General features: G+C 62.2%; 14 protein-coding genes and 1 tRNA gene. 8 read left to right on the forward strand and 7 right to left on the reverse strand.

Going from position 1 to position 15,066, the window contains the following annotated elements:
• Window positions 1-33 precede the first annotated feature (33 nt).
• The gene (locus tag NGM99_RS03005) at window positions 34-489 is read left to right on the forward strand and encodes a hypothetical protein (RefSeq protein WP_252815872.1); all 456 of its coding nucleotides are present in this window, start codon (window positions 34-36) and stop codon (window positions 487-489) included.
• Between the two features lie 192 nt (window positions 490-681).
• Window positions 682-1,986, forward strand: coding sequence for a PAN domain-containing protein (locus NGM99_RS03010; protein WP_252815874.1), 1,305 nt, complete (start codon window positions 682-684; stop codon window positions 1,984-1,986).
• A gap of 252 nt (window positions 1,987-2,238) precedes the next feature.
• Here NGM99_RS03010 and NGM99_RS03015 read toward each other — a convergent pair whose 3' ends face one another.
• The gene (locus NGM99_RS03015; RefSeq protein WP_252815875.1) at window positions 2,239-3,057 is read right to left on the reverse strand and encodes an alpha/beta fold hydrolase; all 819 of its coding nucleotides are present in this window, start codon (window positions 3,055-3,057) and stop codon (window positions 2,239-2,241) included.
• Between the two features lie 176 nt (window positions 3,058-3,233).
• Here NGM99_RS03015 and NGM99_RS03020 point away from each other — a divergent pair, with 176 nt between their 5' ends.
• Genes NGM99_RS03020 through NGM99_RS03040 form a run of 5 tightly spaced genes read left to right on the forward strand, consistent with a single transcriptional unit; the run spans window position 3,234 to window position 7,844 of the window.
• Window positions 3,234-4,484, forward strand: a complete 1,251-nt coding sequence (locus NGM99_RS03020; RefSeq protein ID WP_252815877.1) for an ABC transporter substrate-binding protein — start codon at window positions 3,234-3,236, stop codon at window positions 4,482-4,484.
• Window positions 4,485-4,491: 7 nt separating this feature from the next.
• On the forward strand, window positions 4,492-5,226 hold the full coding sequence (locus NGM99_RS03025; protein WP_252815878.1) for an ABC transporter ATP-binding protein: 735 nt from the start codon (window positions 4,492-4,494) through the stop codon (window positions 5,224-5,226).
• Window positions 5,223-5,939 carry an ABC transporter ATP-binding protein gene (locus NGM99_RS03030; RefSeq protein ID WP_252815880.1) on the forward strand — a complete coding sequence of 239 codons (717 nt, stop codon included), beginning with the start codon at window positions 5,223-5,225 and terminating at the stop codon, window positions 5,937-5,939. Before NGM99_RS03025 ends, NGM99_RS03030 begins: the two co-directional genes overlap by 4 nt.
• 1 nt (window position 5,940) lies before the next feature.
• Window positions 5,941-6,819, forward strand: coding sequence for a branched-chain amino acid ABC transporter permease (locus NGM99_RS03035; RefSeq protein ID WP_252815881.1), 879 nt, complete (start codon window positions 5,941-5,943; stop codon window positions 6,817-6,819).
• Window positions 6,816-7,844, forward strand: coding sequence for a branched-chain amino acid ABC transporter permease (locus NGM99_RS03040; RefSeq protein ID WP_252815882.1), 1,029 nt, complete (start codon window positions 6,816-6,818; stop codon window positions 7,842-7,844). The genes NGM99_RS03035 and NGM99_RS03040 overlap by 4 nt, the downstream gene beginning before the upstream one ends.
• Window positions 7,845-7,862: 18 nt before the next feature.
• Here the strand turns inward: NGM99_RS03040 and NGM99_RS03045 are convergent, their stop codons facing one another.
• The 6 genes from NGM99_RS03045 to NGM99_RS03070 form a co-directional block, all read right to left on the reverse strand.
• Window positions 7,863-9,182 (reverse strand): M20 family metallopeptidase, encoded by a 1,320-nt coding sequence (locus tag NGM99_RS03045; RefSeq protein ID WP_252815884.1) that lies wholly within the window; start codon window positions 9,180-9,182, stop codon window positions 7,863-7,865.
• The gene (locus NGM99_RS03050; protein ID WP_252815885.1) at window positions 9,169-9,984 is read right to left on the reverse strand and encodes an N-formylglutamate amidohydrolase; all 816 of its coding nucleotides are present in this window, start codon (window positions 9,982-9,984) and stop codon (window positions 9,169-9,171) included. The genes NGM99_RS03045 and NGM99_RS03050 overlap by 14 nt, the downstream gene beginning before the upstream one ends.
• Window positions 9,981-11,318 (reverse strand): type I glutamate--ammonia ligase, encoded by a 1,338-nt coding sequence (locus NGM99_RS03055; protein ID WP_252815886.1) that lies wholly within the window; start codon window positions 11,316-11,318, stop codon window positions 9,981-9,983. Before NGM99_RS03055 ends, NGM99_RS03050 begins: the two co-directional genes overlap by 4 nt.
• On the reverse strand, window positions 11,315-11,974 hold the full coding sequence (locus NGM99_RS03060) for a cysteine hydrolase family protein (RefSeq protein ID WP_252815887.1): 660 nt from the start codon (window positions 11,972-11,974) through the stop codon (window positions 11,315-11,317). Before NGM99_RS03060 ends, NGM99_RS03055 begins: the two co-directional genes overlap by 4 nt.
• A gap of 12 nt (window positions 11,975-11,986) precedes the next feature.
• Window positions 11,987-12,898, reverse strand: a complete 912-nt coding sequence (locus NGM99_RS03065) for a MurR/RpiR family transcriptional regulator (protein ID WP_252815889.1) — start codon at window positions 12,896-12,898, stop codon at window positions 11,987-11,989.
• Between the two features lie 594 nt (window positions 12,899-13,492).
• Window positions 13,493-13,569 (reverse strand) — tRNA-Met (locus NGM99_RS03070).
• Between the two features lie 535 nt (window positions 13,570-14,104).
• Here NGM99_RS03070 and NGM99_RS03075 point away from each other — a divergent pair.
• Window positions 14,105-15,064, forward strand: coding sequence for a Gfo/Idh/MocA family protein (locus NGM99_RS03075; RefSeq protein ID WP_252815891.1), 960 nt, complete (start codon window positions 14,105-14,107; stop codon window positions 15,062-15,064).
• The last annotated feature ends 2 nt before the right edge of the window (window positions 15,065-15,066 follow it).

A 15,066-nucleotide genomic window follows, 5' to 3' on the forward strand; every position in this document is an offset into this window, starting at 1 on the left:
AGAGCCCGAACAGACCAGACTGGAGCGCGCTGCATGACTGGGATCAGCCTGACCACTCCCGTCGCACAGCAAACTGCCACGCTCAGCGCAGACGGCAAGCTGCTCGCCGTGCATGTGCCCATGGCCTTCAGAAAGCGCGGCGGCAGGAAGATGGTCGTGGCACCGAACGGCAGCGCAGCAGCACCTCACCCTCACGCTTGGCCGGCTCGTCGCTCAAACGTCGACCAGAGCCTCCTCACCACGCTGGCCCAGGCCTTTCGCTGGCAGCGCATGCTCGACGAGGGCCAGTTTGCCACGATCAGTGATCTGGCCAAGGCTGAGAAGCTCGACCACTCGATCGTCTCGCGTACGCTGCGGCTGACACTGCTCGCACCCGATCTCATCGAAGCCATTCTGGATGGCACCCAGCCCGAAGGCATCGAGCGGCAAAGGCTGCTGCACGGGTTTCCAATCGAGTGGGAGAAGCAGAGGAGGATGGCTGCAGGTTGAGGAGCAAGACCCAATGCGATTAACGCCGGCGCTAAGCCTTATCATCAGTACCCACGCTGAGCTCGGTGAGGTTTGTCAGCATGCCATATCTCCCTGTTATCTGTATCTTCGCAATTTGCCTGCTCGTTGCGGCCTGCGGTGATAGACTTTGCTGTCGATGGGTGCTGTAGCTCTCCACTTGGGGAGACCAAGATGCTGAGCATTGTGAAGCTTGTGGTTCAAGCGTTACTGACATCGTTTCTACTTGCGATGTCTTGCAGCTTTGCTGCAGCAGGGATCAATCGCTTCGGTCCGTTCAGTGTGGACTCCATGCGCCCGGATGCGATCGAACTCAACGGAGAGATCGATGCAGGTTCTGCCCTTGCCTTTCGTCGCGCTCTGACGGCGGCGCCGAATGCGAAGCTGATCGTGCTCAACAGCAATGGTGGCCTCGTTCAGATGGGCCTGCTCATCGCGGACGACGTGTTTCAGCGGAAGATGGCAACCCTGATCCCGGCAGGCTCGAAGTGTTTCTCTGCCTGTTCGTTCATCTTCCTTGCAGGCTCAGAGCGGCGGGCAGACGGGCAACTTGGAGTTCACCAGATCTCGTCAGACGTTCCCGACCTTCAGAGCGCACAGATGTCGATCTCCGACATCATCGATGTGCTGCATAGGTTCGGCACGCCGACAGATGTTCTGACCATCATGTTCAGAACGCCTGCGAATGACATGTACGTCTTCAGCTCAGACGAGGTGGCGAAGTATCACATCAACCGAAGTGCCAGCGATCCGATCCCGGCGGCGCCAGAAGCGGCCGCAGCGAACCCAGTGACGACTGCGCCTGGTCCCTCAAACGCGCCCACAGCCACGACACAGGCACCGGGACCGGCGGCTTCTCCTTCTCCTTCCGATGCGCTTGCGAGTCTGAACCCGAATGCCGCTTCACAGCTCTCGGTTCTGGAAGATTATGCCCGCAGGCCGACAAGGCTTGCCATGTTCACTGGCCTCGACTTTGCTGGGGAAGATGTCGGGATCGAAGCTGTGGCTGACGCTGGAGCTTGTGCCCAAAGCTGCCTTGCCAAAGGCTCGCAGTGCAAGGCGTTCACCTTCAACATCCAGACTGCACCGGGACAAGGCCCCAACTGCTTCCTCAAAGCCAGCCGTGGGCAAGCCGATGGCAACTCTGTGGCGGTATCCGGTGAATTCCTGACGCGCAGTGATCCCAACCCTTCGGCATTCAGCATCGGCACGATCGATCCCACTACAGCACTGCACAAGAACGTTGATCTGGTGGGGGCTGATCTGTCGCGCCGGCCGCATCCGAAAGCAAAAGGCGCTCGGGAATGTCGGTTGGCTTGCGTGGCCAACACATCATGCCTGGCCTTCACGTTTGTCGCCGCGAAGAAAGAATGCTGGCTGAAGTCCGGGATCGGTCAGCCTCGTGCGGCGGCCGGCATGGTCAGCGGCACGAAGACATATCAGACCGTCAGCCCAGCGACGATCATCGACCTGCAATGAACCAATCAGCGCGAATTTGAGGAAGAAGTGTCGGCAATTAGACTGTCGGCGGACCGGCAGCATCTGATTTACTGTCGCCACAGGCAGATAAAATGCCGACAGACGTATAATCCGAAACCAGTATCACATTTCATCCAGCATAGTTGTCTCCAATTAGCAGCGAAGAGACGCGGCTCGCAACTCATACATAATAAGGGCAGAGACCACCCATATAGACGGTAAACCTCTTATCGAGCTCAAGATCACAAGCGATCACTTCAACCGCAGTGATCGCAGGAATCGATCGAAGATCGGGTCGAAGCGTTCGGGTGAATCCCAGAAAGGCGCATGGCCCGACTTATCAATTACAAGCTTGTGGCCTTCCCAAAGGTTGCCGACAGGGATCGTGTCGACAAACGCCACGTTGACGAAGGGCTCGTCCGCGCCGTTGAGGATGGCGATGGGAGGGGTCGAGGGGTCGGCAACGATTGCCGCTTGGTCGCGCCCGACGCCAGCCGCGAATTTGGCGATCATCATCTCGCGCGCGCGGCCGTCGGTGCGTGCCACTGCATCATGCAGCATCGCGTCATAAGGCTCGCCGCAGGTGGAATGCGCATAGGCGTCCACATCCTCCGGCGTGAAATCGCGTTTGCCCGCAAGGCCCATATGCGGACTGGGCCGGAAGCCATTCTCTAGGTCGTGGGCGGCGATCGGCGGGGTGCCGGTGATCATGATGCCAAGCACGCCGGGATAGCGGCCGATCATCTCGAGCCCGATATGGCCGCCGAGCGACCAGCCGAAGACCGCTGCCTGCGTGACTTCGAGCAGGTTCAGCACCTCGGTCATCGCATCGGCATAGCCCGGCATATTGTAGGAGCGGTCGGGGTCGATCGCATCAGCGGACTCGCCGTGCCCCGGCAGGTCGGCCGCGATAAGCCGGTACTTCGCGCCGATCGCGCCTTCAAACTGATTGCGGAAGACCTCGCTCATCGAGGAGTTGCCGTGGATCATCATGACTGGCATGTCGGTTCCGCTGCTTTCACGCACCGCTAGATCCCCGTGGCTCGTCGCCAGCTTGTATTTCTTCGTCATTGACAAGCGCCCCATCCGCCTCGGTTGCACGTTTCATCATCAACTAGCGCGATCGATTACGAAAAAGGCAAATCGCACGACAGCCGCTGAAATTATCTTTTCAAAAGAGAGCCATTGTGCATAGTTTGTCAATCAAACAACCTTCCTTCAGCAGGCGGAAATCGGGGACCGAAGTCATGAGCGACACATCACTCAACCGGCGTCTGCGCAGGGCGCTGCTCGGTGCATCGGTGGCGACGCTAGCGATGGCAGCGAGCGCGCAGGCTTTTGCTGACACCATCAAGATCGGGCTGCTCGCACCGCTTACCGGCCCAGCCGCCGCCGACGGCCAAGAGTACCAGCGTGGGGCGCAAATGGCGATCGACGAGATCAACGCGGCCGGCGGCTTCAACGGCAACACGTTCGAGTTGGTGGTAGGCGACGTGAAGGACCAGTCGGCCGGCAACGTCACGAGCGCGGTGGAGCGACTGCTCGGCGATCCCGATGTGCACTTTATTACCACCGGCTATGCCAGCCTGACGAACTTCGAGATCGACAACATGGCCGAAGCCGAGATGCCCTACATCCTCTCCGCAACCTCCCAGCAGACGCGCGACATCATCGCGCCTGAACCCGAGAAGTATGGCTGCTGCTGGTCGATGACGCCTTCGTTCGACGCCTACAACACCGATGTCACCTTCTTTGTCGAAAAGCTGGCGAAGGAAGGCAAAATTCCGCAGGGCTCGAAGAAGGTCGCGATCGTCTCGTCGGACAACGCCTATTCCAAGACCATCTCGGAGGGCATGAAGAAGACCTTCGCAGAGCATGGCTGGACGATCACGGTGGACGAGATCGTGCCCTTCGGCGAAGTCACCGACTGGCGCTCGATACTTGCTAAAGTGCGCGCCGACGTGCCGGACGTGGTCATCAATACCGATTACCTGCCGGGCAACTCGGCCTCGTTCCTAAACCAGTTTATGGAGCAGCCGACCAAGAGCCTTGTGTTCTTGCAGTATGCGCCAAGCGTGCCGGAATTCGTGGAACTCACCAAAGCGAACTCGAACGGTATCGTCTACAATTTGCTCGGCGGTCCGCTCACGACGCCCAAGAACCCGCGTGCGGCCGAGGTCTCCGACAAGTTCAAGGCGAAGTACGGCACCGAATCCGGCACCTACGGCTTAGCCCTCTATGAAACGGTCCACGTCTATTTCGACGCGCTCAAGAAGGCCGGCGACGCGTCTGATCACGCAGCCGTTATGAAGGCCATCGGCGAGACCGACAAGCAGATCGCCGCCGGCCGCCTGAAGTTCGATCCCGCGACCCATCTCGCGATGCAGGGCGACGACTTCATCCCGATCACCTTCTTCCAGATCTGGGACGGCCAGCGCATCCTGATCTCGCCGGCCCAATATGCGACAGGGGAGTTCAAGGCGCAGCCCTGGATGTAGTAGGGGCATGGCGCTTCTCGAACTCGTCGACGTCGCCAAGTCCTTTGGTTCGCTGAAGGCGGTCGACGGCGTCAGCTTCTCGGTCGAGGCCGGCGAGATCTTCGGGATCGCCGGCCCGAACGGCAGCGGCAAGAGCACGCTCTTCAACGTGATTACAGGCATCCCATTCGGCCCCGACCGTGGCATGATCCGGTTCGACGGTGAGGAGATCGGGGGACTGAGCGGCAACCGCATCGCCCGCCGAGGTTTAGCCCGCACCTTCCAGCGCGAAACGAGCTTCGACGGGCTGACCGTGTTTGAAAATGCACTGATGGGCTTAAGCTTCGGCGCGACTAAGATGCCCGCCGCCCAGGCGCACGAGGCGACAGCCGAGGCGCTCACCTTCGTCGGCATCGATTTCGCCTCCTTCGGACGGCTCGCCGGCGAGCTCTCGGTCTACCAGCGCAAGTGTCTGATGCTTGCGACCGCGATCGCCATGAAGCCGAGAATGCTGCTGCTCGATGAGCCCGCCTCGAGCCTGACCAAGCCCGAGATCGAGGCATCTGTCGAGCTCATCCGGCGGATTGCTGGGCGTGGCATCACCATCCTCCTGATCGAGCATGTGCTGACCTTCCTGATGAGCCTGTCGCAGCATCTGCTCGTGCTCAACCAGGGCAGCGTGCTAGCGATGGGCGCGCCGCGCAGCGTCATCGAAGACCCAAGAGTGATCGAAGCCTATCTTGGCACGCGGAGAGCTGCTTGACGGGACCAATGCTCAGCGTTTCCGAGCTCACGGCCGGCTATGGCCGCATCACCGTGCTCGATAAGATTTCGATCGAGGCCGGCCGGTTCGGCAATGTCGGCCTGTTCGGCCCCAACGGCCACGGCAAGACGACGCTTCTGCGCGCGGTCTCCGGGCTTCTCAAGCCGCGCCAAGGCAGGATCGTCTTCGATGGCGAGGACATCACTGAGGCCACGAGCCGCGCCATCGTCAAAAAGGGCCTGATCCATGTGCCTCAGGGCAACACGCTCTTCCCCGACCTTTCGATCGCAGATTGCATGGCACTCGGTGCCTATTCGCCCCGCGCCCGGCCGCTCGAAGACGAAAACCGCGAGAAGGTGCTCGCACTCTTCCCCAAGCTCCGCGAGCGCTGGCGCCAGCGGGTTGCGACACTTTCGGGCGGCGAGCGGCAGATGGTGTCGATCGGCACGGCCCTGATGAGCCATCCCAAGCTCCTGATCCTCGACGAGCCGACGCTCGGCCTCGCACCCAAGATCAAAGACGAGCTCTGCCGGTCGGTGCTCGAAATCTCGAAGAGCGGCGTGCCCTTGATCGTGGTCGAGCAGGACGTCGAGTTTCTGCTCGAACTCAGCCAGCATCTTTACTTCCTCAATCACGGCCAGGTCGAAACGGAGATCAAGCCGGGCGAAAGCCTGGGCCACTCCGAGATCATGGCGATGTATTTCGGGCACTGAGATGGGCGGGACGGCGGACATCCTCTTCGGCGGCCTGTTCCAGGGCTCGCTCTACGCCATGATGGCTGTGGGCCTGGCGCTCGTCTGGACTACAATCGGCGTCTTCAACTTCTCGCACGGCGTCTTTATGATGCTCGGCGCCTACTTCGCCTGGCAGCTGGTGACCTGGGGCCTTCCTCCCTTTCTCGCCTTCCCCCTGTCCGTCCTAGCCATGGCGGGCATGGGCTGGGTGCTGCAGGCGAGCGTCGTGCGCCCGCTGATTGGCCGATCGAACCTCGTGCTGGTGGTGGTGATCACCACGCTCGCCGCCGGCTCGCTGATAGAGAACGGTGCGCTCGAAGTATGGGGACCGCGTTCCAAGCAGATCCCGCCGCTCGTGTCGGGCAATGTCATGCTGGGCTCAATCGGCGTCTCGCTGCACCAGATTGCGATCATCCTGGTCACGCCGCTTGCTCTGGGGGCACTGTGGCTCTTCCTCAACCGGACGCGACTTGGCTTGGCACTCCGCGCAGTCGCCCAGAACGAGGATGCGAGCCGGCTCGTGGGACTGAACGTCACCATGCTTTACGGGCTTTCCTTCGGCATTGCCGCAGCGCTCGCGGCACTCGCGGGCATTTTTCTGGGCGGCTACCGCTTCATGTCGCCAGTGATGGGCGTCGACCCACTGCTCAAGGCGCTGATCGTTGTCGTCTTCGGCGGCATATCGAGCATCTCGGGCCCGATCTACGCGGCCTATCTGATCGGCTTCTTCGAGGCGATCGCATCCTACTATTTTGGCCTATATTGGACCCCTGCGCTCTTGTTCGCAGCACTCATCCTCACGCTGATGGTGAAACCCGAAGGCCTGTTCACGCCAAATCGCAGCCGGGGGCTCGCATGAGCGCGGTGGATACGAGCACGCCAAGCGCCGTGCTGCCCAAGGCCGTTCCGCTCACGCCGGGCCGCGTCAGTTGGCAGCGCGAGGCGCTTGCCCTCGTCGTGGGCTTCGCGCTTCTAGCGCTCCTGCCTCTTGTCATCACCGACAGCTACAGCCGCCACGTACTGATCATGATCTTCATCTATGGCGTGGTGGCGTCGAACTGGGACCTGAGCCTGGGCTATGGCGGAGTCTTCAATTTCGGGCACTTGGCGCTCTTCGGCATCGGCGTCTATGCCTACAGCTTGCTCACCAAGCTCGCAGAAATGAATCCTTGGATCGCCTTGGTCGTGTCTGGCCTGATTGCGGTGGTGGCTGCGGTCGCCGTGACGGTGCCCATCCTGCGCCTTAAGGGCATCTACATCATCCTTGTGACGTTCGGCTTCGCGCAGCTCGTGATGCAGGTGATCCTCAGCCAGTCTGACTATACCGGGGGCACGCAGGGCATTGTGCGCATTCCGACCGTCACCTGGTTCGACCACAACATGGTCCGCGATGCGAAGTTCGCCTATTTCTACATAGCCCTCGCCATGCTGGGCGCGAGCACGGTTTTCCTGCGCGCACTCGTGCGCTCGCGCACCGGAATCAGCATCGTGGCACTCCGCGACAACGAGGAATATGCGGTGAGCCGTGGCATCTCGCTTGCAAGGCAGCGGCTGATCACGCTAGCGGCAAGCGCCTTCTTCACGGGGATCGCCGGCGCCTTCTATGCCGCCTACCAGCGCAACGCCTCGATCGAGGTATTCGGCATGAGCTTGGCTACCATCATCTTGTCAATGGTGCTGCTCGGCGGCACGAGCACCATTTATGGCGCGATCATCGCGAGCTTCGTCTTGACGGTGTTTTCCGAGAGCATGGCCGACTTCGGCGCGTGGCGGCCGATCATCACAGCACTTCTCATCATCGTAGTGATGCTGGTCTATCCGAGCGGCATCATGGGCATGCTGAAGAGCGCGTCGAGATGGATGACGCGCTCCCGCAACGGCTGAAGAGCGGGAAGTCTGCCTTCAGACTTTCATGCCGCACCAGTCGATCACGGTCGCCGCGATCACCTTGGCGCTCTCCACTAGGCTTTCGATATCGACATACTCATCGGTCGAGTGGAAGCCGTCGCCCGCAGGTCCGAAGATCGCACCGTTGACGCCCGCCCCCGCATAGTGGGCAATGTCGGCAACCGCGATGAAGCCCTTCACCTCGGCCTTCTTGCCGATCTCGCCCTTGCGCTTGGCCAGCGAGGCAACGATCGGGTGGTCAACCGGCGTGTTGACGGGGGGGAAATGCAGGCCGCCGAGCTCCCAGTCGATCCGAATCGGGTTCGCCTTCAGCCAATCGTCCATCCGGCAGAAGTGATCGACGAACGCTTCGAAGTCCGCTCGATACTGCGCCGAGGTCTCATCGGGCAGAAACTTCATGTCGAGGTCGAGCACTGCCACATCCGGTATGATCGCGGGGTTGGTCATCACGGTGGGCAGACCGTTCTCACCGAGTGCGGTGCCGCCCCACATCGCGCCGATATTGATCGTGTTCATGCCGGCCGGAAGCAGAGGATGGCTCTTGGCCCGCACGCGGTTATTCTCGAACTGATGGATGGCCGCTATAAAGCGGGCTGCGATGTCGATGGCGTTGACGGCGGGAACGAGGCGTTCCTTCGTGTATTGCTGCGGGTAGATCTCGTTGAAGCGGAACGCTGAGTGACCGTTGCGACCGCGGATGGTGACACGCGCCCATTCGAGCCCGCCCTCGGCAGGGAAGACGTCGCCCCAGCTCGGCTCGGCGACGATGATGCCCTTGGCGAGCTTACCACGCTTGACATTGGCGATGGCGCCGCCGCCGCCTGCTTCCTCGTCCACCACCGAATGGAGCGCCAGGCGACCTTCGAGCGCGATGCCCGTCCGGTTAATCGCCCGCATCGCCGCCACGCAGGCAGCCACGCCGCCCTTCATGTCGACCGAGCCGCGCCCGTAGAGCCGCCCTCCCCGGATCTCGCCGCCGAACGGATCGACAGTCCAGTCCGTGAGTGCGCCGACAGGCACGACATCGATATGGCCGCACAGGATGAGACTTCTCTCCTCTGAGCCCGGCTTCTCACCGACGAGGTTCGGCCGGCCCGGCAGCGCATCGAACTGCTCGGTGATGAAGCCTTCTTCCTTGAGGAACGGCTCGAGGAGAGCTTGCACATCGCTTTCGCGGTTCAGTCCCTCTCCGGTCTCGAACTTCGGGTTGACGGAAGGAATGCGTACGAGATCGCGCGTGAGGCCGATGACGAAGTCCCGGTCCTTCTCGATGAAATCCTGCAGCGCGTGAATCGTGTTCTCATTGTCGGACATCGGGGTTCCCCTTCTTGGTTGTCCAGCCTGACGCCGGGAGGAGGACGGCTGTGACTTCGGGCACGATCGCGGCCAGCCGGTCGGCCCAGGCGGCGGCTCCCGCATCGTCGGCGATCAGGTCGTTGCGGATCTCGATTAGGGCGGCTGGGTTGCCGCGGTCCGTGCCGTGGACGGGCACGGCAAAGTCGCTGTCGCGCTCGATCCTGTAGGGCACGTTCTCGCCCACCACGAGGCCGGGCTCGTGGGTAAGCGCGCTTATAAAGGCATGCGCCACATCCGGCATTCCCTCATGGAGAATGCCCACGTGCCAGGGCCGTAAGACACCGAGAAAGACGGGGGTGAAACTGTGGATCGCGAGGATCAGGCTGGGGGTCGTGCGACTGTCGAGAAAGTCGCTGACCGCTGCGTGAAAGGGCTCGAAGACCGCTTTGCGGCGCAGCGTCGTTTCACGCTCGCCCAGCGCGCGGTTGCCAGGGATCTCTGTCGACTCGGACAGGGTCGGCATGCTCGTCGAACTGCCAAACGGGCGGTTGAGATCGACAAGAAGGCGCGAATAGGTGCCGAGAAAGGCAGGCGCATTGAGCAGTCCGGCAAGGCTCCGTGTGACTGCAGCCGCACCGATGTCATAGGCGATGTGGCGTTCAAAATGGGATGCCGGCAGGCCAAGTAGCTCGTAGCTTGCCGGGATGTGGTTGGAGGCATGGTCGCAGATGAGCACAACCGGGCTCAGAGAGCCTGCGTTGAGAACCTCGACCGGAGCCGGCCATTCGAGCGGATCGACGCAAGAGGCAAGCGCGCTCAATAGCGCTCTCCGTAGGCTGCGCAGATCGACTCTTCGTCCCTGCCCTCCATCATCTTAATTTCGGCCCGTTTCACCGACAGGAAGCTTGCAACGAGCTCGGGCGGAAACCAGGAACAAACGACCGGATCGGCTTCAAGTGCTGCAAGTGCCGCTTCTAGTGTCTCCGGCAGACGCCACAGCCCCTTTTCCGCCAGTTCCTCATCGCTCATCAGCGACGGGTCGCCGGAAACGATGGGGGCCGACGACAGCCGGCCTTCGATGCCGGCCAACCCCGCGCGCACGATCGCAGCCAGCGCAAGATAGGGGTTGGCGGTCGCGTCGGCTGCGCGATACTCGATGTTGAACTGCCGCGACGGATCGCGGCCGCCGATTGTCACCGTCGGGCAGATGCGCAGTGTCGCCTCGCGGTCGCGCTCGCCGAGCCAGGTGTATGACGAGCTCCAGTTGTGCGGTGCGAGCCTGTAGAAGGAAGGCGTGGTTGATGCCGTTAGCGCGATGATCGCCGGCAGGTGCTTCAGCACGCCGGCGCAGAACGCACCCGCCGCATCCGACAGGCCGCCGGGCTTTGCCGGATCGTAGGTCGCTGGGCGCCCTTCCGCATCAGCGAAGCTGAAATGGATGTGGACGCCGTTGCCCACCTCGTTGCGCTTGGGCTTGGGCACGAACGAGGCGCGGTGACCGAGATTGCGGGCCACTTCGCGGGCGAGCTCGCGGATTGCCACCGCCCGGTCGGCCGCCGCGAGTGCCTCGGTCGGCGCGCAGGTCACCTCGAACTGGTGCGCGCCGTATTCGGCGAGGACCATCTCGGGCTCGACCCCAGCCTCCTCCAGGCATGCAGTAAGGCGTGGCGCGAACGGATCCATGCCGCGGATCGCACCGATCGAGAATGCATGCTCGGTGACAGCGGCGGGGTCTGGGCTCGCCGGACACACCACGAACTCCTGCTCGAATGCGGCGATCATCGAGAGGCCAGTCGCAGCCTTGAGCGCGGCAAGCGCCTCCTTGAGCTGCGTGCGCGAGCAGCCGGGCCATGGGGAGCCGTCGAGTTCCGTGATGTTGCCGATCACGATGTCGAGTGGGGTCTCGGAGCCCGTGCTGGCCGTCGCATAGCGGGCATTGGGGTCTGGCATGATGCGCAGATCGCCCGACGAGCCCCAGGGGTTATCCTCGGAGATCGCGTTGAAGGCGGTGATGCACAGGTTGGCCGGAACCCAGCCGATGCCAGTCTCGAACGCCTTGGCGAGCCGCGCCTCGCTGACCGGGCGGCCCCGCGTGATGGCGGCGAGATCCGTTGTCACGATGTTGACGAGGGGCACGAGTTGCGGATTGGTCATGCTGCGGCATCCCGGCCAAGCGCCTCGAAGCGGGCCACTACCTCGGCGGCCTCAGCCACCCAGCAATAGCCGCCGAAGGCCTTGAGCGCGCCGCTATGGCGCTCGGGCGTCGGTGCGGCGCAGGCATCCGCCACGCAGGTGACGAGATAGCCACGGTCCGCCCCGTCCCGCACAGTCATGTCCACGCACTGGTCGGTCAGGATCCCCGCGACGACGAGGTGTTCGATGCTGAGGTTCTTCAGGAGATAGTCAAGATTGGTGGAGTTGAAGACGCCTGAAGAGGTCTTGGGCAGGAGGATTTCGTCGCCCACAGGCGCCAGTCGCTTCGGGGGGAGTCCGGCTTCCAGGCTGGGTGGAATGTGGATCGGCGTCAGCTTGTGGTCGAGCGAGCGGTCACGCCCGTCCTCGGTGAGGCTCTGAATGATGGTATGCAGCACTTCCACGCCGCTGGCGCGCGCGGCACGCAGAAGCGCCTGCTGATTGGGAATCGCGACCTCGCGGGTCTGCCGGTAGAAATAATGGTCGGGGCCCCAGTCAGCGTGGTCGGGGTCAAGCCCCGGCTCGAGCCAGATTCGCTGCATGTCGACAAGAAGAAGCGCAGTCGCGCCAAGCTTGAAGGGTGCGTCGCGCCGGGGGAGGGAGGCGTTGAGAGGCATTGGCGGTTCCGGTCAGGGTTTGATGCGTGGCGAACGGCGGCGGCCGCCTTTGGGCGGGGGGCTCGGCTCGGAGGCGTCGAGGGTAACGGCGTTGGCCGTGCGGATCGCTTCGATGTCCTCGATGCGCTGGCGCACGCGCGAGCCATGGTTCTCAAGGGCGTGGGCGAAGACGGCTTCCATCTGGGCGACAGCTGTGGCGAGCGTGTCGAAGGGCGAGTCCGCGTCGATCACCGCTACCAGCGACTGGTCCGCGAACTGCGCGATCGGCGAAAGCCAGGGATCGGTGAAAAGCAGCGTCGCGACGCCGCGCTCATGCGCCTGACGGGCGAAGTTCACCACATCGGCCTGATAGCGGCGGTAGTCGAAGATGACCAGCAGGTCGCGCTTGCCCAGATCGACCAGCTGGTCGAAGTCGGACGGCGAAAGCTTGCCCAAATCCCGCACGCCAGAGCGGAACTGGACGAGATAGCCGGCGAGCATCGAGGCGATGTGACGGCTAAAGCGCCCCCCAAGCAGCGCCACCTGCCCCTTGGTCTCGAGCAGGAGGGATGCTGCGCGCTCATAGCTTTGCTGCGGCATCTGCGTGCGTGTGCGCTCGATGCTGGCGGAAACGGAGCCGAAATAGCCGAGGGCTGTTCCCTCGCCGCTGTCGCCTGGCCGCTTCGCCTCCATCATTAGGAGCGGCGAATGGAGACGGGCCTCAACTTCGGCCAGCAGCTTGGTCTGGAACGCAGCAAACCCCGAATAGCCGAGCTTCAGCATCAACCGCATCACGGTGGGGTCGCTGACGCCTGCTGACCTGGCGAGACGTGTGGCAGTGGTCAGCCCCGACATGGGATAATCCGCAAGCAGCGCCTGCACGATCTTGGCTTCCGACGCAGTCAGGCTGACGCGCGTATGTGCAAGTTCCTCACGGATCGACACTCCCCACCCCTTATCGTCAATCGAACCTACACATGTCGATTAGTCTACAATCAGGCATGCTCTAGTCAATTTCGAAAATTAACCGACACAATGTCCTGCAACGGGCCTTGCGGGAAAAGTGTTACCTTTCCGCTCGGGCCGCTCCCTCATTGTACGATGTTCTCACCAAGCCTCCCGCCGGATTGAAACTCAAACTCTAAGTTGGCAGCAATAGATGCTGTGACGTACATCCTAATCCTCTGGGCGAACGATAGGGTAAAGGCTACCAAGAGCGCCAAGTTGCGCTTCTGAAATATAGATTATTGAAAAGCCCAAATAGAACAACGTAAGGGTTTGCTCTCAGTCCTCCCCGCCTAGCGAAGGGGTCAGCCAACTGACACGAGCTGGCAAGCCAAATTCTTCAATGAAAACAATGAGCCAAACCTTGTGTCGGAAATGCCAAGGTCACAAGCTTTGGAGAATGAAGGCGCAGAGAGAAGAGAAAGTGCCTATTAACCGGTAACCGCCAACACAAGCTTGTGGCGATGAACCCCGCAGTTCTGCGGTATCTGCAGTAAGACGATCAGCGCGGGAGAATGATTCGAGGAGGAGCGGTGGTAGCGGAGGAGGGATTCGAACCCCCGACACAAGGATTATGATTCCTCTGCTCTAACCAACTGAGCTACTCCGCCGGGTTCCGCTAAGCGGGCGCGGGGCCTGCTTGGGAAGGCCGGGGTATAGGGGTGGGGGTGGAATTCTGTCAAGCTGGGTTTGTGGGCCGGACTCAGGAAAATTCAGGGCAAACGGCGAGGAAACAGCGCTTGCGAAGATGCCGGGCCATGGCGGCTTAAGTCAACGGAGGGTGCATGGGGGCTCCGCGCGAGTAAGGTGAACATGCGGGGTCGAAAGAGGCTGCCTCGCAAGGATGGCTGTTCTCAGCAGCATTGAGCGACCGAAATGTCTGTCCTCAAGAGTCTGCCCGGCCTCAAGCGGAAGGCGCGGCGGCGCGAAGGACTGGACAATTTTGCAGGCCGGCCGGGGCTCCACCTTGGCCCAAAATCCGTTAGAGCGGGCGCGGCGCTCCGGGCCGAATCGGTCCGGCGCCCTCTTTTGCCGGGCTGGGTGGCTTGCGTGGCGTTCGCGCCATGGGAGATCCGCCGGCCCGCTCGCGAGCGGAGCCTGTGTCATGACTCTCATCCTGTTCCCGGTTTCTCGGAAAATGCCGGCATGAGCCCGCGGATCGGCGTGCTCGGCTGCGGCTATTGGGGCGCGAACCATGTTCGGACGCTGAAAGGGCTCGGCGCGCTCGCGGCAGTGGCCGATATCCATCCCGAGCGCGCCCAGGCGCTCGCCAGCGAGCATGGCTGCCTCGCACTTTCCCCCGATGAGATCCTCGCCCATCGCGAAATCGACGCGCTGGTGATCGCGCTGCCCGCCCAATTTCATGCCGACATGGCGATCCACGCCATCGAGAACGGCAAGGATGTGCTGGTGGAAAAGCCGATCGCGCTGACCGTGCCCGATGCGGAACGCGCGGTGAAGGCAGCACGCGATGCCGGCCGCGTGTTCATGACCGGCCATATCCTGCGCTTCAACCCGGCCTTCGAGCGGCTCTTGGCGCTGGTGGACGAGGGTACGCTCGGGGCCCTGCGCTATGTGCATGCGCATCGCCTGGGGCTTGGCAAGTTCCACGCCGAGTTCGACGCGCTGTGGGATCTCGGGCCGCACGACCTGTCGATGATCGTGGCGCTGACCAGGAGCGAGCCGACCGCTGTGCACGGTGAAGGTTCGGCCTTCGTGGACCAGCTCAACGATTTTGCGCATCTGCATATGCGCTTTCCTGAGCATGTTGCCGCCCATCTCTTCGTGTCGCGCTTGAGCCCCTATCGCGAACGGCGGCTGTCGGTGGTCGGATCGGAGGCCATGGCCGTGTTCGACGATCTCGAACCCTGGGAGCGCAAGGTCGCGCTTTACCGGCACAAGGTGTGGGATGAGAACGGCCGCTGGAAATTCGAGCAGAGCGAGCCGGAATATCTCCCCGTCGAGCCGGGCATGCCGCTGACGCGCGAGCTGGAACACTTCCTCCACTGCATCGAAACGCGTGGGACCCCGCGTACGGATGGCGAGGAAGCGATCCGCGTCTTGCGAATTCTTACCGCGGGCAGTGCCTCAGGCGAAGCGGTTTAAGG

This window comes from Mesorhizobium liriopis, assembly GCF_024053505.1.
Lineage (GTDB): Bacteria > Pseudomonadota > Alphaproteobacteria > Rhizobiales > Rhizobiaceae > Mesorhizobium_B > Mesorhizobium_B liriopis.

Excerpts from the sequence above, each read along its gene's own strand:
- NGM99_RS03005 (WP_252815872.1), top strand. The coding sequence starts at position 34 with ATGACTGGGATCAGCCTGACCACTCCCGTCGCACAGCAAACTGCCACG.
- NGM99_RS03020 (WP_252815877.1), top strand. The coding sequence starts at position 3,234 with ATGAGCGACACATCACTCAACCGGCGTCTGCGCAGGGCGCTGCTCGGT.
- NGM99_RS03055 (WP_252815886.1), bottom strand. The coding sequence starts at position 11,318 with ATGACCAATCCGCAACTCGTGCCCCTCGTCAACATCGTGACAACGGAT.
- NGM99_RS03010 (WP_252815874.1), top strand. The coding sequence starts at position 682 with ATGCTGAGCATTGTGAAGCTTGTGGTTCAAGCGTTACTGACATCGTTT.
- NGM99_RS03060 (WP_252815887.1), bottom strand. The coding sequence starts at position 11,974 with ATGCCTCTCAACGCCTCCCTCCCCCGGCGCGACGCACCCTTCAAGCTT.
- NGM99_RS03045 (WP_252815884.1), bottom strand. The coding sequence starts at position 9,182 with ATGTCCGACAATGAGAACACGATTCACGCGCTGCAGGATTTCATCGAG.
- NGM99_RS03025 (WP_252815878.1), top strand. The coding sequence starts at position 4,492 with ATGGCGCTTCTCGAACTCGTCGACGTCGCCAAGTCCTTTGGTTCGCTG.
- NGM99_RS03035 (WP_252815881.1), top strand. The coding sequence starts at position 5,941 with ATGGGCGGGACGGCGGACATCCTCTTCGGCGGCCTGTTCCAGGGCTCG.
- NGM99_RS03015 (WP_252815875.1), bottom strand. The coding sequence starts at position 3,057 with ATGACGAAGAAATACAAGCTGGCGACGAGCCACGGGGATCTAGCGGTG.
- NGM99_RS03075 (WP_252815891.1), top strand. The coding sequence starts at position 14,105 with ATGAGCCCGCGGATCGGCGTGCTCGGCTGCGGCTATTGGGGCGCGAAC.
- NGM99_RS03040 (WP_252815882.1), top strand. The coding sequence starts at position 6,816 with ATGAGCGCGGTGGATACGAGCACGCCAAGCGCCGTGCTGCCCAAGGCC.